Origin of the sequence: Streptomyces thermoalcalitolerans, assembly GCF_039525155.1 — a bacterium.
Lineage (GTDB): Bacteria > Actinomycetota > Actinomycetes > Streptomycetales > Streptomycetaceae > Streptomyces > Streptomyces thermovulgaris.
On record NZ_BAAAHG010000016.1, the window covers coordinates 27,888 to 46,455 of the forward strand.

General features: G+C 70.5%; 16 protein-coding genes. 11 read left to right on the forward strand and 5 right to left on the reverse strand.

Translation table 11 applies throughout. The features are described 5' to 3' along the window. Positions 1–79 precede the first annotated feature (79 nt). Positions 80–1,096 carry a 4-hydroxy-3-methylbut-2-enyl diphosphate reductase gene (locus ABD224_RS12285; RefSeq protein ID WP_344049505.1) on the reverse strand — a complete coding sequence of 339 codons (1,017 nt, stop codon included), beginning with the start codon at positions 1,094–1,096 and terminating at the stop codon, positions 80–82. Positions 1,097–1,276: 180 nt separating this feature from the next. On the opposite strand from ABD224_RS12285, the gene xseA reads away from it, so the two are divergent. Then, complete coding sequence (gene xseA / locus ABD224_RS12290) at positions 1,277–2,512, forward strand: exodeoxyribonuclease VII large subunit (RefSeq protein WP_344049506.1); 1,236 nt, start codon at positions 1,277–1,279, stop codon at positions 2,510–2,512. 18 nt (positions 2,513–2,530) lie between these two features. After that, positions 2,531–2,776 carry an exodeoxyribonuclease VII small subunit gene (locus ABD224_RS12295; RefSeq protein WP_344049507.1) on the forward strand — a complete coding sequence of 82 codons (246 nt, stop codon included), beginning with the start codon at positions 2,531–2,533 and terminating at the stop codon, positions 2,774–2,776. 143 nt (positions 2,777–2,919) lie between these two features. Here the strand turns inward: ABD224_RS12295 and ABD224_RS12300 are convergent, their stop codons facing one another. Beyond that, positions 2,920–3,486, reverse strand: coding sequence for a DUF4245 domain-containing protein (locus ABD224_RS12300; protein WP_344049508.1), 567 nt, complete (start codon positions 3,484–3,486; stop codon positions 2,920–2,922). A gap of 125 nt (positions 3,487–3,611) precedes the next feature. Between ABD224_RS12300 and glpX the strand changes: the two genes are divergently transcribed. Then, positions 3,612–4,646 (forward strand): class II fructose-bisphosphatase, encoded by a 1,035-nt coding sequence (gene glpX / locus ABD224_RS12305; protein ID WP_344049509.1) that lies wholly within the window; start codon positions 3,612–3,614, stop codon positions 4,644–4,646. Positions 4,647–4,935: 289 nt separating this feature from the next. Here glpX and ABD224_RS12310 read toward each other — a convergent pair whose 3' ends face one another. Then, positions 4,936–5,313, reverse strand: coding sequence for a WhiB family transcriptional regulator (locus tag ABD224_RS12310; protein ID WP_344049510.1), 378 nt, complete (start codon positions 5,311–5,313; stop codon positions 4,936–4,938). Between the two features lie 123 nt (positions 5,314–5,436). Then, positions 5,437–6,138, reverse strand: a complete 702-nt coding sequence (locus ABD224_RS12315) for a DUF1707 SHOCT-like domain-containing protein (protein ID WP_344049582.1) — start codon at positions 6,136–6,138, stop codon at positions 5,437–5,439. 202 nt (positions 6,139–6,340) lie between these two features. Here ABD224_RS12315 and ABD224_RS12320 point away from each other — a divergent pair, with 202 nt between their 5' ends. The 4 genes from ABD224_RS12320 (at position 6,341) to ABD224_RS12335 (ending at position 13,120) form a co-directional block, all read left to right on the forward strand. Further along, positions 6,341–8,008, forward strand: a complete 1,668-nt coding sequence (locus ABD224_RS12320) for a fumarate hydratase (RefSeq protein WP_344049511.1) — start codon at positions 6,341–6,343, stop codon at positions 8,006–8,008. Positions 8,009–8,402: 394 nt separating this feature from the next. Next, a complete protein-coding gene (locus ABD224_RS12325) occupies positions 8,403–9,788 on the forward strand; it encodes a class II fumarate hydratase (protein WP_344049512.1) in 1,386 nt (461 codons plus the stop codon). Positions 9,789–9,859: 71 nt separating this feature from the next. Next, the gene (fomD, locus tag ABD224_RS12330; protein ID WP_344049513.1) at positions 9,860–10,552 is read left to right on the forward strand and encodes a cytidylyl-2-hydroxypropylphosphonate hydrolase; all 693 of its coding nucleotides are present in this window, start codon (positions 9,860–9,862) and stop codon (positions 10,550–10,552) included. A 297-nt stretch (positions 10,553–10,849) separates the two neighbouring features. Next, positions 10,850–13,120 carry an ATP-binding SpoIIE family protein phosphatase gene (locus ABD224_RS12335; protein ID WP_425580963.1) on the forward strand — a complete coding sequence of 757 codons (2,271 nt, stop codon included), beginning with the start codon at positions 10,850–10,852 and terminating at the stop codon, positions 13,118–13,120. A 118-nt stretch (positions 13,121–13,238) separates the two neighbouring features. Here ABD224_RS12335 and ABD224_RS12340 read toward each other — a convergent pair whose 3' ends face one another. Next, positions 13,239–15,572 carry a transglycosylase domain-containing protein gene (locus ABD224_RS12340; RefSeq protein WP_344049515.1) on the reverse strand — a complete coding sequence of 778 codons (2,334 nt, stop codon included), beginning with the start codon at positions 15,570–15,572 and terminating at the stop codon, positions 13,239–13,241. A 274-nt stretch (positions 15,573–15,846) separates the two neighbouring features. On the opposite strand from ABD224_RS12340, the gene ABD224_RS12345 reads away from it, so the two are divergent. The 4 genes from ABD224_RS12345 (at position 15,847) to ABD224_RS12360 (ending at position 18,560) form a co-directional block, all read left to right on the forward strand. Then, positions 15,847–16,809 (forward strand): SPFH domain-containing protein, encoded by a 963-nt coding sequence (locus ABD224_RS12345; protein WP_344049516.1) that lies wholly within the window; start codon positions 15,847–15,849, stop codon positions 16,807–16,809. Beyond that, on the forward strand, positions 16,806–17,066 hold the full coding sequence (locus ABD224_RS12350) for a type II toxin-antitoxin system antitoxin (protein WP_344049517.1): 261 nt from the start codon (positions 16,806–16,808) through the stop codon (positions 17,064–17,066). The genes ABD224_RS12345 and ABD224_RS12350 overlap by 4 nt, the downstream gene beginning before the upstream one ends. 280 nt (positions 17,067–17,346) lie before the next feature. After that, positions 17,347–17,871 (forward strand): PadR family transcriptional regulator, encoded by a 525-nt coding sequence (locus ABD224_RS12355; protein ID WP_344049518.1) that lies wholly within the window; start codon positions 17,347–17,349, stop codon positions 17,869–17,871. Then, positions 17,871–18,560, forward strand: coding sequence for an ABC transporter ATP-binding protein (locus ABD224_RS12360; RefSeq protein ID WP_344049519.1), 690 nt, complete (start codon positions 17,871–17,873; stop codon positions 18,558–18,560). The genes ABD224_RS12355 and ABD224_RS12360 overlap by 1 nt, the downstream gene beginning before the upstream one ends. Positions 18,561–18,568 lie beyond the last annotated feature (8 nt).

An 18,568-nucleotide genomic window follows, 5' to 3' on the forward strand; every position in this document is an offset into this window, starting at 1 on the left:
ACCACGTTACGCCGCAGGACCGAGCGTCACCCCCGCACTGCGGCGTCCGGCCGCCGCTCCCGCCCGTGGTGTCCGGCCGTCACTCCTGCGCCGTACCCGTCCCTCCGCGCTCGGCGACCAGTGCCGCCGCCTCCGCGCGCAGGTCCCGGCGGAGCTCCTTGGGCAGGGAGAAGGTGATGGACTCCTCGGCCGCCTTGACGATCTCCACGTCCTCGAAGCCGCGCTGGGCGAGCCACTCGAGGACCTGCTCGACCAGGACCTCCGGCACCGAGGCGCCCGAGGTCAGGCCGACCGTGGAGACGCCCTCCAGCCAGGCCTCGTCGATCTCGTCGGCGAAGTCCACCAGGTGGGCCTGGGCCGCGCCCGCCTGCTTGGCGACCTCCACCAGCCGCTTGGAGTTGGAGGAGTTGCGGGAGCCGACCACGATGACCAGGTCCGCCTGGGCGCCCATCTGCTTCACGGCGAGCTGACGGTTCTGCGTGGCGTAGCAGATGTCGTCGCTGGGCGGGGAGACCAGCTGCGGGAACCTCTTCTTGAGCGCGCCGACCGTCTCCATGGTCTCGTCGACCGAGAGCGTGGTCTGCGACAGCCACACGACCTTGGAGGGGTCGCGGACCTCGACCTTGTCGACGTCCTCGGGGCCGTCGACGAGCTGGATGTGGTCCGGGGCCTCGCCGGTGGTGCCGATGACCTCCTCGTGGCCCTCGTGCCCGATCAGGAGGATGTCGTAGTCCTGCTTGGCGAACCGGACGGCCTCCTTGTGGACCTTGGTCACCAGCGGGCAGGTCGCGTCGATGGTGGCCAGACGCCCGCGCTTGGCCTCCTCGTGCACGGAGGGGGCCACGCCGTGGGCCGAGAACATCACGATGTTGCCCGGCGGCACCTCCTCCGTCCGCTCGACGAAGATCGCGCCCTTCTTCTCCAGGGTCTGGACGACGTACTTGTTGTGCACGATTTCGTGCCGGACGTACACGGGAGCTCCGTACTGCTCCAGTGCCTTCTCGACAGCGAGCACGGCGCGATCCACCCCCGCGCAGTAGCCCCGGGGGGCGGCGAGCAGGACGCGGCGGCCAGACGAAGCAGTCATGGCCCCCATGGTAAGGCCGAACCCGCGGCCCGAAGATCGCAGCCGGGAGACAAGGCCCGGCCGGGCGGGGCCTTCCGTGCGGCGCGTGGAAGGCACGTGGAAGGCGCGAGGAAGGCGCGAGGAAGGCGCGTGGGACTCGGACGCACGGGACCGGACGCGTTGTCGGTGAGGACGGATACGCTCGCGGACATGGCTGTTTCCACGTCGCCCGATGCCCCGCTGCCCGTCGGTGAGGTGTCGCGGCTGATCGGGGGATGGATCGACCGGCTCGGAGCCGTGTGGGTGGAAGGGCAGATCACCCAGCTGTCGCGGCGGCCGGGCGCGGGCGTGGTCTTCCTGACCCTGCGCGATCCGTCGTACGACATCTCCGTCAGCGTGACCTGCTACCGGCAGGTGTTCGACGCGATCGCCGATGTCGTCAGCGAGGGCGCCCGGGTCGTCGTGCACGCGAAACCCGAGTGGTACGCCCCGCGCGGGCAGCTGTCGCTGCGGGCCGCCGAGATACGGCTCGTGGGGGTCGGGGAGCTGCTGGCCCGGCTGGAGCAGCTGAAGAAGGCGCTCGCGGCGGAGGGGCTGTTCGCCCCCGAGCGGAAGAAGCCCCTGCCCTTCCTGCCCCAGCTCATCGGGCTCGTGTGCGGCCGTGCCTCCGCCGCCGAGCGGGACGTGCTGGAGAACGCCCGGCGGCGCTGGCCCGCCGTCCGCTTCGAGGTGCGCAATGTCGCCGTGCAGGGCGTGCACGCCGTCCCGCAGGTCGTGCAGGCCGTCAAGGAGCTCGACGAGCTCGAGGACGTGGACGTGATCATCGTGGCGCGGGGCGGCGGCAGCGTGGAGGACCTGCTGCCCTTCTCCGACGAGCAGCTCGTCCGCACGGTCGCCTCCTGCCGTACGCCCGTCGTCTCCGCGATCGGGCACGAGCCGGACACCCCGCTGCTGGACTACGTCGCCGACCTGCGTGCCTCCACCCCGACCGACGCCGCCAAGAAGGTCGTGCCGGACGTCGGCGAGGAGTACGAGCGGGTACGGCAGCTGCGGGACCGTGCCCGCAGGTGCCTGGAGGCGTTCATCGAGCGGGAGGAGCGCGGACTCGCCCACGCGCTCGCCCGGCCCAGCCTCCAGGACCCGCACCGCATGATCGACGAGCGGGCGGAGCACATCGCCTCGCTGCTCGACCGGAGCCGGCGCACCCTGCGGCATCTGCTGGACCGCGCGGACTCCGAGCTGGCGCACACGCACGCGCGTGTGGTGGCCCTCTCCCCCGCCGCGACCCTCAGGCGCGGGTACGCCGTGCTGCAGAAGGCCGACGGGCACGTGGTCCGCGCCCCGGCCGAGGTGACGGAGGGCGAGACCCTGCGGGCACGGGTCGCCGAGGGCGAGTTCACTGTCCGTGTCGACGCGGTCGGCACGGAGGACGCAGTCGGCACATAGGACACACAAGGTGATCGCATGACAGGCAAGGCATCCCCGGCGGACGAGGCGCTCGGCTACGAGCAGGCCCGCGACGAGCTGATCGAGGTCGTCCGGCGCCTGGAGGCGGGTGGCACGAGCCTGGAGGAGTCCCTCGCGCTGTGGGAGCGGGGCGAGGAGCTGGCCAAGGTGTGCCGGCGGTGGCTGGAGGGAGCGCGCGCCCGGCTGGACGCGGCGCTGGCCGAGGAGGCGGAGGAGGACGGGGCACGGGCCTCGGAGGAGTAGGGGCCGTCCCCCCCCAGCGGGCCGCCCGGCTCCCGGGCCCCACGGCAAACCGGGCCGAGACCGGGCCGTAACGGCGGGCCGGGCCTCACGGCGACCTGGGCCTCACACAGGCCCGGGTGAGCCCCGGCCAGGGCTCAGGACGCTCAGGACGACGTCTTCTCCGGCCCCTTCCCCGTCTCCGTCTCCTTCTCCATCTTCAGCGCCTTCACCATCGTCGTCAGCCGCTCCCAGGACGCCGTGCCCGCGACCACCGTCGTGGACCCCTCGGTGCCCTCCAGCACGAGCGCGTTGTAGCGGCCGCCGGTGTAGCGGGTCCACGTACGGTCGTTGATCTTCTGGGTGACCTCCGTGGCGTGCCCGCCCTGGCTGGCGTCCTCGATGAAGTCCTTGCGGTTCTCGGCGGACTGCTCGATCGCCACGTATTGGCCGTCGGGATCCTGGAAACCCAGGTGCCAGTGGTCCTTCTCATGGGCGCGGAAGCGGACCGAGGTGGGCTTCCAGCTGTCGGGCAGGCCTTCGGGCGCGGCCACCGGGTACGACGCCGCACGGCGTGCCGTGGCCAGTTCGACGCTGTAGTCGACCCGCTTGAGGTCGGGCGGGCCACCGTCGTGCGGGACGAAGAGGTAGATGACTCCCGCCGCGAGCCCGATCACGGCCAGGGAGAGAAGCATGTCCCAGACCGTCTTCTGCTTGCTGTTCGCACGTGCCACGCCTCCATCGTCCCAGGCGCTCGATCCGCTCATTCGTGGGGTCCCCTGCTCATTCTGAGCACTCGGCGTTAGAGTCGAGCTCACACCCTCATCCGGCCGTCGACGTATCAGAAAGGTGCGCACCGATGACCGAGAACCATCATTTGCCGTCCGAGCTGGAGGTTCCCTCCGAGGCACCCGATCGCAACATCGCTCTGGAACTCGTCCGGGTGACCGAGGCCGCGGCGATGGCCGCGGGCCGCTGGGTCGGACGCGGTGACAAGAACGGAGCCGACGGCGCCGCGGTGCGCGCCATGCGCACGCTCGTCTCCACCGTGTCGATGAACGGCGTCGTCGTCATCGGCGAAGGCGAGAAGGACGAGGCCCCGATGCTCTTCAACGGCGAGCGCGTCGGCGACGGCACCGGGCCCGAGGTCGACATCGCCGTCGACCCGATCGACGGCACCACGCTGACCGCCAAGGGCATGCCGAACGCGATCGCGGTCCTCGCGGCCGCCGAGCGGGGCGCGATGTTCGACCCGTCCGCCGTGTTCTACATGGACAAGCTGGTCACCGGGCCGGAGGCGGCCGAGTTCGTCGACATCAACGCGCCGGTGTCGGTGAACATCAAGCGGGTCGCCAAGGCCAAGCGGGCCACGCCCGAGGACGTCACCGTGGTCATCCTCGACCGCCCGCGGCACGAGGAGATCATCAAGGAGATCCGGGAGACGGGCGCCCGGATCAAGCTGATCTCCGACGGCGACGTGGCCGGCTCGATCCTGGCGCTGCGCGACGGCACCGGCATCGATCTGCTGCTCGGTATCGGCGGTACGCCCGAGGGCATCATCTCGGCCTGCGCCGCGAAGTGCCTGGGCGGCACGATCCAGGGCAAGCTGTGGCCCAGGGACGACGAGGAGCGGCAGCGGGCGATCGACGCCGGGCACGACCTCGACCGCGTCCTGACCACGGACGACCTGGTCGCCGGCGAGAACGTCTTCTTCGTCGCCACCGGCATCACCGACGGCGAGCTGCTGCGTGGTGTGCGCTACCGCGCGGAGACGGCGACGACCGACTCGATCGTCATGCGCTCCAAGTCCGGCACGGTCCGCCGGATCGACTCCGAGCACCGGCTGAGCAAGCTGCGCGCCTACAGCGCGATCGACTTCGACCGCGCGAAGTAGCCGAAGCAGCACCGCGTACGCGGCGGTACGGAATCCAGGGGGTGTTGTGTGGATCGGGCCGGCTCCGATGGACGGTGCCTGGTGACCGAGGTGAGCGGGGTTCGGTGCGTGCAGCTGCAAGGCGGAGGAGGGAGTCGACGCGGAGCGTCGGCGAGTGACGACAACGCCGCAGATGTGCGTGCCGAACCCCGAGACCTGCGGCACGATCCACACGACACCCCCTACGGCGCCCCCGGTGCGGCGGGGGCGCCTCACACATGTGCCGGGGAACGCTTGGAGAGTCCGATGGCTAGCCGGCTGCTGCTATGCGCCCCGTGGTGCGGGTCGCCTTCTTCAGTTCCAGGTCGCGGCGGCGGCGCCGGGCCAGGACGACACGGCGCTCGGCGGCGGTGAGGCCGCCCCAGACGCCATAGGGTTCGGGCTGCAGCAGCGCGTGCTCACGGCACTCGACCATGACCGGGCAGCGTGCGCAGACCCGCTTGGCCGCTTCCTCACGGGACAGCCGGGCGGCGGTGGGCTCCTTGGAGGGCGCGAAGAACAGTCCGGCCTCGTCGCGCCGGCACACCGCCTCGGTGTGCCAGGGCACGTCCTGGTCCCTCTTGCGCGCTGGCACCCGCTGGGCCGGAAGGGCAGCTACCTGCAGGGACGAATGCGGCGGTTGCAGCACGGTCTTCTCCTGACGACGGCTTCGCGGGATGGAGGAGTGCTCCGAGAGACGATGCAGCAAGGTCTACCCGCTGTGCGCGCGCCTATGCACTGAGTTCCGGACCGTGCGGTCGGTCGGGGTGTTTCAGAGGTGTTTGCGCAGATGCTTTTCGGCCTTGCGCTGCACCCGGTCGAGGATGTCCGCGACGAACTTGCCCCGCTTGGGCCGCGCTTCGACATTGCCCAGGACCGCCCAGCCGTCGACATAGATGACGGGCGCCTCGGACTCGGCCGCGTCCAGGGTGCGCACCTCGAAGTTGCCGAGGACGCCGCCTCCGGTGCCGCGCAGCGACACGTTCTCCGGGACGCGGATCTGCACATCGCCGAAGACCGAGACGGCCTTGATCACCACCTGCTGGTACTCGAAGATCGCCTCGCTGAGGTCGATCTCCACGCTGCCGAAGATCGCGTACGCGTGCAGCCGGCGCCCGGGGCGCCAGCGGCCCTTGCGCGTGGCCGCACTGAACACCGCCACCACGTTCTCGTCGGCGACGGGAGGTATCGCGCCGGCTGCCGGGCGGTGGGGCACGGAGGTGTGCGCCGGGGTCGTACGCCCCTGGTGGGCGGCGGGCAGGTCCTTGATGAAGACCTCCAGCTCGCCGACCGTCTTGGCCTTCAGCACCCCCTCGACGCGCTCGGCGTGCTCGTCGGCGGTCAGACGGCCCTCGGCCAGGGCCTCGCGCAGAATGTCGGCGATACGGTCACGGTCGGCGTCCGAGGCGCGCAGCTCGGCGACGGGAGCGGGCGCCGCGGCCGCGTGCGGTTCGTTCCGCTTCTGAAGGTCCACCTGCTTCTGAAGGTCCACGGCAGCAGGGTACCGAAACGCGATAGATCGCGACTAGGTCCGAGGGCGATTTGGACCGCGCGAATCAGAACCGGGGCGGGAACTGAGCCGGACCTCACAGATTCGCCGCCGGCGGCAGGTCCTACGCTGGTGGTGCCCGCCGGCGTCGGCGGGCAGCCGTCTGTCGAGTGAGGAATGGGCTGCGATGCCGGAGTTCGCGTACACCGACCTGCTTCCGCAGGGTGAGGACACCACCCCGTACCGGCTGGTGACGTCCGAGGGCGTCTCCACCGTCGAGGGACCCGACGGGCGTACGTTCCTCAAGGTCGAGCCGGAGGCGCTGCGCAGGCTGGCCGAGGAGGCCATCCGCGACATCCAGCACTATCTGCGCCCGGCCCACCTCGCCCAGCTGCGCCGCATCATCGACGACCCCGAGGCGTCGGCGAACGACAAGTTCGTCGCCCTGGACCTGCTCAAGAACGCCAACATCGCCGCCGCGGGCGTGCTGCCCATGTGCCAGGACACCGGTACGGCGATCGTGATGGGCAAGCGCGGGCAGAACGTGCTCACGGAGGGCGAGGACGAGAAGGCCCTCTCCCGGGGCATCTACGACGCCTACACCAAGCTGAACCTGCGCTACTCGCAGATGGCCCCGCTCACCATGTGGGAGGAGAAGAACACCGGCAACAACCTCCCCGCGCAGATCGAGCTGTACGCGACGGACGGCGACACCTACAAGTTCCTGTTCATGGCCAAGGGCGGCGGCTCGGCCAACAAGTCCTTCCTGTACCAGGAGACGAAGGCCGTCCTGAACGAGGCCTCCATGATGAAGTTCCTGGAGGAGAAGATCCGTTCGCTGGGCACGGCCGCCTGCCCGCCGTACCACCTGGCGATCGTGGTCGGCGGCACCTCCGCGGAGTTCGCGCTGAAGGCCGCCAAGTACGCCTCCGCGCACTACCTGGACAACATGCCCACCGAAGGCTCCCCTCTCGGTCACGGTTTCCGGGACAAGGAGATGGAGGAGAAGGTCTTCGAGCTGACGCAGAAGATCGGCATCGGGGCGCAGTTCGGCGGCAAGTACTTCTGCCACGACGTGCGGGTGATCCGCCTGCCGCGGCACGGCGCGTCCTGCCCGGTCGCGATCGCGGTGTCCTGCTCGGCGGACCGGCAGGCGCTGGCGAAGATCACGCCCGAGGGTGTGTTCCTGGAGCAGCTGGAGAAGGACCCGGCGCGGTTCCTGCCGGACACCACGGACGAGCAGCTGTCCGACGACGCGGTCGTCAGGATCGACCTGAACCGTCCGATGGACGAGATCCTCGCGGAGCTGACGAAGTACCCCGTGAAGACCCGGCTGTCGCTGACCGGTCCGCTGGTCGTGGCACGGGACATCGCCCACGCGAAGATCAAGGAGCGGCTGGACGCGGGCGAGGAGATGCCGCAGTACCTCAAGGACCACCCGGTGTACTACGCCGGGCCGGCGAAGACCCCCGAGGGCTACGCCTCGGGTTCGTTCGGTCCGACCACGGCCGGGCGGATGGACTCCTACGTCGAGCAGTTCCAGGCGGCGGGGGGTTCGAAGGTGATGCTGGCCAAGGGGAACCGGAGCAAGCAGGTCACGGACGCGTGCGCCAGGTACGGCGGCTTCTACCTGGGGTCCATCGGTGGTCCCGCGGCCCGTCTGGCCCAGGACTGCATCAAGAAGGTGGAGGTGCTGGAGTACGAGGAACTCGGCATGGAGGCGGTCTGGAAGATCGAGGTGGAGGACTTCCCGGCGTTCATCGTCGTCGACGACAAGGGGAACGACTTCTTCACCGACCCGTCGCCGCAGCCGACGTTCACCTCGATTCCGGTGCGGGGCCCGGGTCTGGAGTGACGGGGGCCTTGCCCGAGGGGTGGTGAAGTACCGGGCCGCGGTGAAGTACCGGGCCGCGGTGGAGTTCCGCGGCCCGGGGCCCGACCCGGACCCCTTGCTCGGGGCTGTTCTCCGGCCCTGCCCACCCGGCCCACCCGGCCCGTCCGGCTCGGCGGGAAGAAGGGTCCCGTCCTGCTGTCCGAGAGACCCCACCCGGCACAGGGTTCCGGAAGCGCAGTCCCCAGGAGCCCTCAGGGGCCCTCAAAAGTCCCCAGGCACAGCCCCCGGAGTCCCCAGGCACAGCCCCCGGCACAAGGCCGAAGGGACAAAGAGCCAAAGGACGGGCAGAGGCGGGAAAGCCTTCGTTCGGCGTACACGGCGGAACATCCGCACCTCCTCCCACGCTGTACCCGGTATGAGCGAATACCGCATCGAGCGCGACTCCATGGGTGAGATCCGGGTCCCCGTCCACGCCAAGTGGCGTGCCCAGACCCAGCGTGCCCTCGAGAACTTCCCCGTCTCCGGTCAGCGGATCGAGCGGGCGCACATCGCGGCGCTGGCCCGGATCAAGGGCGCCGCGGCCAAGGTCAACGCGGAACTCGGGGTGCTCGACAGGGACATCGCCGAGGCGATCCAGGAGGCGGCGGCGGAGGTCGCCGAGGGCGTGTGGGACGAGCACTTCCCGGTCGACGTGTTCCAGACCGGCTCCGGGACCTCCTCCAACATGAACGCCAACGAGGTCATCGCCACCCTCGCGAGCGAGCGGCTCGGACGGGACGTGCACCCCAACGACCACGTCAACGCGTCGCAGTCGTCCAACGACGTCTTCCCCTCCTCCCTCCACATCGCCGCCACCGCCGCCGTCCTCCACGACCTGATCCCCGCCCTGGACCACCTCGCCCAGGCCCTCACCCGCAAGGCCGAGGAGTTCGCCGACGTGGTGAAGTCCGGGCGGACGCACCTCATGGACGCCACGCCCGTGACCCTCGGTCAGGAGTTCGCCGGGTACGCCGCCCAGGTGCGGTACGGGATCGAGCGGCTGAACGCCTCCCTGCCCCGGCTGGCCGAACTGCCGCTCGGCGGGACCGCCGTGGGGACCGGGATCAACACCCCGCCCGGGTTCTCCGCCGCCGTCATCCGGGAGGTCGCCCGTGTCACCGGGCTCCCGCTCACCGAGGCCCGCGACCACTTCGAGGCGCAGGGTGCCCGGGACGGCATCGTCGAGACCAGCGGACAGCTGCGCACCATCGCCGTGGGACTGACGAAGATCGCCAACGATCTGCGGTGGATGGCCTCCGGGCCCCGGACCGGGCTCGCCGAGATCTCCCTGCCCGATCTGCAGCCGGGGTCGTCCATCATGCCGGGGAAGGTCAACCCGGTCGTTCCCGAGGCCGTCCTCATGGTCTGCGCCCAGGTCATCGGCAACGACACCACCGTCACCGTCGCCGGAGCCTCCGGGAACTTCGAGCTCAACGTCATGCTCCCGGTCATCGCCAGGAACGTCCTGGAGTCCATCCGGCTGCTCGCCAACGCCTCCCGGCTGCTCGCCGACCGCACCGTGGACGGGATCGTCGCCCACCGGGAACGCGCCCGTGAGTACGCCGAGTCCTCCCCTTCCGTCGTCACCCCGCTCAACAGGTACATCGGGTACGAGGAGGCGGCGAAGGTCGCCAAGAAGGCGCTGGCCGAGCGGAAGACCATCCGCCAGGCCGTCATCGAGAGCGGGTACATCGAGCGCGGACAGCTCACGCTCGAGCAGCTCGACGAGGCGCTGGACGTCCTGCGGATGACCCGCCCGTGATCTCTCACGCCGGAGCGTGAACCCTCGGCTTCCCGGCGGCATCAGATGCCCTGGGCACCTAAAATCTGCCCATGGCAGACGACGGAGCGATCACACGCGCGGCCACGGGCGGTGCGACGACCCGCTGGGCCCCGGGCAGCCAGATTCTGTGGCGGTACCGGGAGAACGGCGGGGCACGCTTCCACATCGCGCGCCCCGTCACCGTCGTACGAGACGACCCGGACCTGCTCGCCGTATGGATGGCGCCCGGCACCGAGTGCGTCAAACCCGTGCTCGCCGACGGCACTCCCGTGCATCTGGAGCCGCTCGCGTCGCGCTACACCAAGCCGCGGACCGTGCGGCGCGACCGCTGGTCCGGCACCGGCGTGCTGAAGCTGGCCCGGCCGGACGAGCCCTGGTCGGTGTGGCTGTTCTGGGAACCAGGCTGGCGGTTCAAGAACTGGTACGTCAACCTGGAGGAGCCGCGCTCCCGTTGGGCGGGCGGGGTCGACTCCGAGGACTACTTTCTGGACATCTCCGTGCGACCGGACCGCAGTTGGCGCTGGCACGACGAGGACGAGTTCGCGCAGGCACAGCACGACGGGCTGGTGGACGCCGAGTTCGCCGAGCGGGTGAGGGCCGCCGGCCGGAAAGCGGTGGAGGTGATCCGCGCCTGGCGGTCTCCGTTCTGCGAGTCCTGGCAGAACTGGCGCCCGGACCCCACCTGGACGGTACCGTCACTCCCGGACGACTGGGACCGTGCGCCCGCGCACACGGCCCCATGAGGCCCTTGATGCGCCCCCGGTTCGAAAACGTAGGATCGTCCTCCGCAACATTCGGAACAATCGAACGAGGATCAGGAGCAACCCCCGGACCGCCGGCCGGGACTGACGGAACCTCACCGAGGGGCGGCAGGACGTGAGCGAGGTGTACGACGGCAACACCCGTGCGGGCCACGAACGGTTCGCCGGTGGCACAGAAGCAGCCTCTGACCACGCCGGAAATCCGTTCCTGGGGCAGGTATTCCGGGTATCGGGTCTTCGGCGGGACGAACCGCGCGCCCGGCGCGCGGCCCCGGACGGATGGATTCGACACGCGTGACGGAGCACCCGACCTCCTTCGAACACTCCCAGACGGGCACCGGCCCCGCGGATGCCCATGGGGCACTCCTGCACACCTCTGTCTCCTCGGGAGCCTCGGCGTTACCGCAGCAGTCCCGCGCCGGCGGCTCCGAGCATTCCCAGTACCTGTCCGCCGAGCCCGGCGCACACCGTCCGCGTCCCGCTCCGGAGGGCATCCCGGCCCAGCCGGACGCGGCGACGAGGACCGCGGAGGCGACGGCCACGGAGGCGATGGCCGTGGAACCCACGACAACTGAGGCCATGACAACCGAAACCGTGACAGCCGAGGCGGAGCCGGCCGAGGGCGCGTCGTCCGAAGCCGGGACCGGCACGGACGCAGGCGCATCTCCCGGAACCGGCGACGGCGGAACACCCGGCGGCGGCGCATCCGCCCGCACGGACACCGAGACGCCCCGGGCGGGCGCACCCGGCGGCCAGGGCCGCAGATCCCGGCGCGGCCTGCCCCCCGGCGGCAAGGAGCGCCGTACCGGCCGGGGCCTGCCGCCCGGACGTCCGGCGCCCATGCGGCGGGACGGGGACCGGCTGCGGTTCGTGGGGGCGGCCACGCGGCGGATCGCCCGCGGCATGGACCTCGACGAGATCGTCATGGGTCTGTGCCGGGCCACCGTGCCGACCTTCTCCGACGCGATCCTCGTCTATCTGCGCGAACCCCTGCCGGTGGGCGACGAGCGGCCCACGGGTCCGCTGGTGCTGCGGCTGCGCCGTACCGACCGGATCCCGGTGGAACGCGGCGCCGACGGCGTGTACGTGCCTTCGCCGGTGCCGGAGCAGCCGGCGGCGCTGTCGACGGTGACCAGCGAGCTGCGCGAGGTACAGCCGGGCAGCGCGCTGGGCGAGGTGCTGCGGGGCGTACGGCCGGTGTTCACGGACACGGCGGCCTCCCGGGCGGCCCTCACCGAACTCCTCGGGAAGGGCTCCAGGCTGACGCTGCCCGACGGCCGGCGCACCATCCTCGCCCCGCTGCGCGGCCGGCGCCGGGTCATCGGTGCCGCGCTGTTCCTGCGTCGCCCGGAGCGCCATGCGTTCGAGCCCGACGACCTGCTGGTCGCCGCCCAGCTCGCCACGCACAGCGCGCTGGGCATCGACAAAGCGGTGCTGTACGGCCGTGAGGCGTACATCGCCGACGAGCTGCAGCGCACGATGCTGCCCGAGACGCTGCCCCACCCCACGGGTGTACGGCTGGCCTCGCGCTATCTGCCCGCCGCGGAGACCGCACGTGTGGGCGGCGACTGGTACGACGCGATCCCGCTGCCCGGCAGCCGGGTCGCCCTTGTCGTCGGCGACGTCATGGGCCACTCCATGACCTCGGCCGCGATCATGGGGCAGCTGCGGACGACCGCGCAGACCCTGGCCGGGCTCGACCTGCCGCCGCAGGAGGTGCTGCACCACCTCGACGAGCAGGCGCAGCGTCTGGGCACCGACCGCATGGCGACCTGCCTGTACGCCGTCTACGACCCCGTCAACCACCGCATCACCATCGCCAACGCCGGTCATCCGCCCCCTGTGCTGCTGCACCTGGGCGGCCGTGCGGAGGTGCTCCAGGTGCCGGCGGGCGCGCCGATCGGTGTCGGCGGGGTCGACTTCGAGGCCGTGGAGCTGGACGCCCCGGCCGGCGCGACCCTGTTCCTCTACACCGACGGCCTGGTCGAGTCACGGCTGAGGGACGTGTGGACGGGCATAGAGCAGCTGCGCGAGAGGCTTCAGGCGACCGCGCGGCTCACCGGCCCCGACCATCCGCCGCCGCTTGAGGCACTGTGCGACGAGGTCCTGGACATGCTGGGCCCGGGTGACCGGGACGACGACATCGCGCTGCTCGCCGCCCGCTTCGACGGGATCGCGCCGAGCGATGTGGTGTGCTGGTCCCTGGACCCGGAGGACGCCGCTCCCGGCCAGGCCCGTCGTCTGGCCCGCCGGACGCTGGAGCGCTGGGACCTGCCGGAGCTCACCGACTCCGTGGAGCTTCTGGTCAGCGAGGTCGTCACCAACGCCGTGCGCTACGCCTCCCGCCCGATCACCCTCCGCCTGCTGCGCACCGACGTCCTGCGCTGCGAGGTCGGCGACGACGTGCCGCAGCTGCCGCGCATGCGCCAGGCCCGCGTCACGGACGAGGAGGGCCGTGGACTGTATCTGGTGAACAAGATGGCCCGGCGCTGGGGCGCGACCCGGCTGAGCACGGGCAAGGTGGTCTGGTTCGAGATGAACCGGAGCTGAACCGGAAGCGGCCCGGAAGCGAGCCGGAAGCGGCCCGGCACTGCTCCGGGACCGGTTCTGAGCCGGCGGACACGCGAAGGGGCGCCCGGTCCTTCGACCGGGCGCCCCTTCGCATCGCTCACTGGTTGCCGGGATCGACCGGGTCGTCGGGGACGTCGTCCGCCGGCGTCTGGCTCGGCGGCGTGCTGCTCGGCGTCTGCGACGGCGTCTGACTCGGTGTCTGCGACGGCGTCTGGCTCGGCGGCGTGCTGCTCGGCGTCTCGGACACCGGCGGCTCGCTGGTGGTGGGCGTCTCCGACGGGGTCTCGCTCGGCGACTCGCTGCCCGAGGGGGTCTGCGAGGGCTGGACCGCGTCCCCCTGCTTGGTGTCCAGGTCGAACGTGCTGATCTCGCCCATCACGTTGAAGGTGTACCTGGCCCAGATCTGGGCGGGGAAGCCACCTCCGTTGACGCGCGGCACACCGAGCGCCCCGTACAGCGGGACGTGCTTGCCGTTCTGCTTCACGTCCTCGCCGAACAGGCCCACCGCGGTGGCCAGTTTCGGTGTGTAGCCGACGAACCAGGCCGACTTGTTCTCGTCGGACGTCCCCGTCTTGCCCGCCACCTGCTGGCCGCGGCGCAGCGGGTTGTCGCGCACCGACCTCTGGGCCGTACCGTCGTCGACCACGCCGGTCAGGACCGAGGTGACCGTGTCGGCCGCCTGACGGCTGATGACCTGCTCGCCGATCGGGTCGGGCATCTCGATCGTGCGGCCCCGCTGCTCGGCCGACTTGACGATGCTCGGGGTGACCTTCTTGCCGTGGTTGGCGAGGGTGGCGTAGATCCCGGCCATCTCCAGCGGGCTCGCGCCCATGGAGCCCAGCGTCTGGGCGGGCACCGCCTGCATGCCCTTGGTGTCCATGCCCAGCTGCTTGGCCGTGTCCATCACCCTGGTCATCCCCACGTCCACACCCATCTGTGCGAAGACGGAGTTGACGGACTGGTTCATCGCCTTCTGGACGGTGATCGGCCCGTAGTTGACCTTGTCCTCGTTCGGCGGCCCGAAACCGACCTTGGTGCCGTGGTCCACGACCTGGCGCCCGCTGGTGCCGTCGTAGATCGTGCTCGCCGTGATCGGCTGGCCGTCCTGGGTCTTGGCGTCGTGCTCCAGGGCCGCGGCCAGGATGAGCGGCTTGAACGTGGACGCGGGCTGGTAGTCCCGGCGGGTGGCGTTGCTGAGCCAGTGCTTGAAGTAGTCCTCGCCGCCGTACAGGGCGACGATCTTCCCGGTCTTCACGTCGACGGAGACGGCACCGGCCTGGACGTGCCCGTCGACCTTGCGCTTGTCCGGGTCCAGCTTGCTGGTCAGCTCCGTCTCGACCGCCTTCTCCAGCGCGGCCTGCTTCTTGCTGTCGATGTTCAGGGTGACGTTCCAGCCCTGGGCCTCGACCGCCCGCTCCGCCTCGGCCCGGGTCAGCCCCTGCTCCTTCATCAGCTGCTCCGCGAGCTGACGGTTGGCGAGCGCGATCAGGTAGCCCTTCTGGCCCTCCTGCCCGGGGGTGGGCTGGGGCTCCTTGGGCACGGGGAACTTCATGGTCCGGCGCTCGGCGGGGTCCAGCCACTTCTGCTCGACCATGTTGTCGAGCACGTAGTTCCAGCGGTTCTTGACGAGCTCCTTGCCGTTGTCGCTCGCGACGGCCCAGTCGTACTGGCTCGGGGCCTGCATCAGGGCGGCGAGGTAGGCGCCCTGCTCGACGGTGAGGTCCTTGGCGTCGACGCGGTAGTAGGCCCGGGCGGCGGCCTGGATGCCGTAGGCGCCCCGGCCGTAGTAGCTGGTGTTGATGTACCCGGCGAGGATCTCCTCCTTGGTCATCTTCCGGTCCACCTTCAACGAGATGACCAGCTCCTTCACCTTGCGCGTGACGGTCCGGTCCTGGTTGAGGTAGAAGTTCTTGACGTACTGCTGGGTGATCGTCGAACCACCCTGGGTGCCCCTGCCGGTCACCGTGTTGAGCAGACCTCGCGCGATGCCCTTCAGGTCGACGCCGGAGTCGGTGTAGAAGGTCTTGTTCTCGGCGGCGACGAAGCAGTTCTGGACTTCCTTGGGCACCTTGGACAGGTCCACCAGCTCGCGGTTGATCTCCCCGCTGCGGGCCAGGATCTTGCCGTCGCTGTACCGGTAGACGTTGCTCTGACGCGTCGCGTCGGCGTTGCCCTTGGGTATGTCCACGGCCAGGTAGAGCACGACGAAGGCGCCGATGCCCAGCAGGCAGAGGGCGAAGAACGCGCCGAGGAGCTTCCGCCAGGTGAACAGCCGGCGCAGGACGCTCTTCTCCGGCCGGGCGGCCCTGCGCGCCGCGGCCCTGCCGCCGGCGGCGGGGCCGTTGCCGCCCGCCGGTCTCCCGGGCGAGCGCCTGGGCGCCGCGCGGCGGCCACCGCGCTGTCGCGCTCGTCTGTCTTCCGCTCGTCCCATGGGTTCGTCCGCTCCGCTTCCGTCTCGCCAGTCACTCGAATGGGTGCAGGTCAGCTCAGCAAGCTAGCACCGGCGTCCATGCCGAAGGGCTCCCGAATCGCCCTTTATCGGACGTGAGAATGAGCACCTGCTCCACTGGAACCGACGCTTCAGCTTTCCGCAGGGTTGCCACGGCGCGAAAAAGTGATATCACTTAGATAGACAAGAGCTATGGCTATCAGGTCACAGGCCGTATGGGAACGGCCGTACGAGAACAAGAACAGAGGAACCCGCCATGTCCGCACACGCGCCACACGGCTCCGCGCCCGCCGCACCCCCCGCCCGCCTCCCCGATGTGCCCGACATGCCCGAGCCGCGGGTGCGCGAGTTCCCGGCGCGCAGCATCAGGGGTGGACTCGCCCTGCTCCTGGGCCTGCTCGGCGTGCTGGTCGCGGTGGCGCTGATCGCGACCGCCACGACGGTCACGGCGGCCGGCGCCAAGGCCGCACTGATCGTCGCGGGCGTCCTGATCGGCCTCGCCGCACTGCTCGCGATGTGCGGGCTGAACATGGTCGCGCCGGGCGAGGCACGGGTCGTGCAGCTCTTCGGCCGCTACCGGGGCACGATCCGCGAGGACGGGCTGCGCTGGGTGAACCCGTTCACCTCCCGGCAGAAGATCTCCACTCGCGTCCGCAACCACGAGACCGCCGTGCTCAAGGTCAACGACGCCTACGGCAACCCCATAGAACTCGCCGCGGTCGTCGTCTGGAAGGTACGGGACACCGCACAGGCCACCTTCGAGGTGGACGACTTCCTGGAGTTCGTCTCCACCCAGACCGAGGCGGCCGTGCGTCACATCGCCCTCGAGTACCCCTACGATGCCCACGAGGAGGGCGGCCTCTCCCTGCGCGGCGACGCCGAGGAGATCACCGAGAAGCTCGCCGCCGAACTGCACGCGCGCGTGGAGGCGGCCGGAGTGGAGATCATCGAGTCCCGCTTCACGCACCTGGCCTACGCTCCCGAGATCGCCTCGGCGATGCTCCAGCGGCAGCAGGCCGGCGCGGTCGTGGCGGCCCGGCGCCAGATCGTGGAGGGCGCGGTCGGCATGGTCGAGGAGGCACTCGCCCGCATGTCCGAGCGGGACATCGTGGAGCTGGACGAGGAGCGGAAGGCCGCGATGGTGTCGAACCTGATGGTGGTGCTGTGCGGAGACCGGGCGGCGCAGCCGGTACTGAACACGGGGACGCTCTACCAGTGACGGCCACCGAGGAGGGGCCCTCCCCCAGGCGCAGGCCGCAGCGGCGCAAGCAGGTGCTGCTGCGGCTGGACCCGTCGGTCTACGACGCGCTCGCCCGATGGGCCTCGGACGAACTGCGTTCGGCCAACGCCCAGATCGAGTTCCTGCTGCGCCGCGCTCTGGCGGAGGCCGGCCGGCTGCCCGAGGGCACGGGCCCCCTGCCCCGCCGCGGCCGCCCGCCCAAGGACTCCGCTCCCGACACACCCCCGTCGGTCTAGGGACCGGCGGGGGTTCGGGTCTCAGGGCCCGGGCCACCGGACCGCCGGACATCCCGGGCTACCAGACCGCCGGACATCCCGGACCACCGGGCTCGAAGGTGCCGCGCCATCGGGAGCCCGAGGGCGCCGCGGCGGGACGGACCTGGGCTGCACGGACGCGCGCGGCTTCCGTAACAGAACCGTGACAACCGCCTCCCACCTGCGGAGTCATCCCTCCGCACCGCGCAGTAAACACGCGATGTATACATGCTGCGTATACACCGCGCGTACAGTGCTTCCCATGTCCATCGGTCACACCCTTCTGGGACTCCTGGAGTCCGGCCCGCGCCACGGCTACGACCTGAAGCGGGTCTTCGACGAGAAGTTCGGTCACGACCGGCCGCTGCACTACGGCCAGGTCTACTCGACGATGTCCCGCCTGCTGAGGAACGGGCTCGTCGTCGTCGACGGCATCGAGGCGGGCGACGGCCCCGAACGCAAGCGCTACGCGATCACCGAGGCCGGCATCACCGACGTGGAGCGATGGCTCACCACCCCGGAGAAGCCGGAGCCGTACCTTCAGTCGACGCTCTACACCAAGGTCGTCCTCGCGCTGCTGACCCACCGCAACGCCGCCGACATCCTCGACATCCAGCGCGCCGAACACCTGCGCAGCATGCGGATCCTGACCGACCGCAAACGCAAGGGGGATCTCGCGGACCAGCTGATCTGCGACCACGCCCTGTTCCACCTCGAGGCCGATCTGCGCTGGCTGGAGCTGACCGCCGCACGCCTCGACAAGCTCCGTGAGGCGGTGACCCGGTGATGGCTCCTGTGCCCGGCGCCCTGCTGACCGCCGAGAACCTGCGCAAGACCTACGGCCCGACCGTCGCGCTGGACGGCGCCGACTTCTCCCTCCACCCCGGCGAGATCGTCGCCGTGATGGGCCCCTCCGGCTCGGGCAAGTCCACGCTGCTGCACTGCCTCGCCGGGATCGTCACCCCCGACTCGGGGTCGATCACCTACGACGGCCGTGAGCTGTCCGCCATGAGCGACACCCAGCGCAGTGCGCTCAGGCGCTCGGAGTTCGGGTTCATCTTCCAGTTCGGCCGGCTGGTGCCCGAACTGACCTGCGTGGAGAACGTGGCCCTGCCGCTGCGGCTGAACGGCACGTCCCGCAAGGAGGCCGAGCGCACCGCACTGGCGTGGATGGAACGCCTGGAGGTCGCCGACCTGCGCGGAAAGCGGCCCGGCGAGGTCTCCGGCGGTCAGGGCCAGCGTGTCGCGGTCGCCCGCGCCCTGGTCACCGGTCCCCGGGTGCTGTTCGCCGACGAGCCGACCGGCGCGCTGGACTCCCTCAACGGCGAGCGGGTGATGGAGCTGCTGACGGAGGCCGCCCGGTCCTCCAACGCCGCCGTCGTCCTGGTCACGCACGAGGCACGGGTCGCCGCCTACTCCGACCGCGAGATCGTCGTGCGCGACGGCAGGTCACGGGACATGGAGCGGGCCATATGAGTGCACGT

Excerpts from the sequence above, each read along its gene's own strand:
- ABD224_RS12285 (WP_344049505.1), bottom strand. The coding sequence starts at position 1,096 with ATGGGGGCCATGACTGCTTCGTCTGGCCGCCGCGTCCTGCTCGCCGCC.
- xseA (WP_344049506.1), top strand. The coding sequence starts at position 1,277 with ATGGCTGTTTCCACGTCGCCCGATGCCCCGCTGCCCGTCGGTGAGGTG.
- ABD224_RS12295 (WP_344049507.1), top strand. The coding sequence starts at position 2,531 with ATGACAGGCAAGGCATCCCCGGCGGACGAGGCGCTCGGCTACGAGCAG.
- glpX (WP_344049509.1), top strand. The coding sequence starts at position 3,612 with ATGACCGAGAACCATCATTTGCCGTCCGAGCTGGAGGTTCCCTCCGAG.
- ABD224_RS12320 (WP_344049511.1), top strand. The coding sequence starts at position 6,341 with ATGCCGGAGTTCGCGTACACCGACCTGCTTCCGCAGGGTGAGGACACC.
- ABD224_RS12325 (WP_344049512.1), top strand. The coding sequence starts at position 8,403 with ATGAGCGAATACCGCATCGAGCGCGACTCCATGGGTGAGATCCGGGTC.
- fomD (WP_344049513.1), top strand. The coding sequence starts at position 9,860 with ATGGCAGACGACGGAGCGATCACACGCGCGGCCACGGGCGGTGCGACG.
- ABD224_RS12335 (WP_425580963.1), top strand. The coding sequence starts at position 10,850 with ATGGATTCGACACGCGTGACGGAGCACCCGACCTCCTTCGAACACTCC.
- ABD224_RS12340 (WP_344049515.1), bottom strand. The coding sequence starts at position 15,572 with ATGGGACGAGCGGAAGACAGACGAGCGCGACAGCGCGGTGGCCGCCGC.
- ABD224_RS12345 (WP_344049516.1), top strand. The coding sequence starts at position 15,847 with ATGTCCGCACACGCGCCACACGGCTCCGCGCCCGCCGCACCCCCCGCC.
- ABD224_RS12355 (WP_344049518.1), top strand. The coding sequence starts at position 17,347 with ATGTCCATCGGTCACACCCTTCTGGGACTCCTGGAGTCCGGCCCGCGC.
- ABD224_RS12360 (WP_344049519.1), top strand. The coding sequence starts at position 17,871 with ATGGCTCCTGTGCCCGGCGCCCTGCTGACCGCCGAGAACCTGCGCAAG.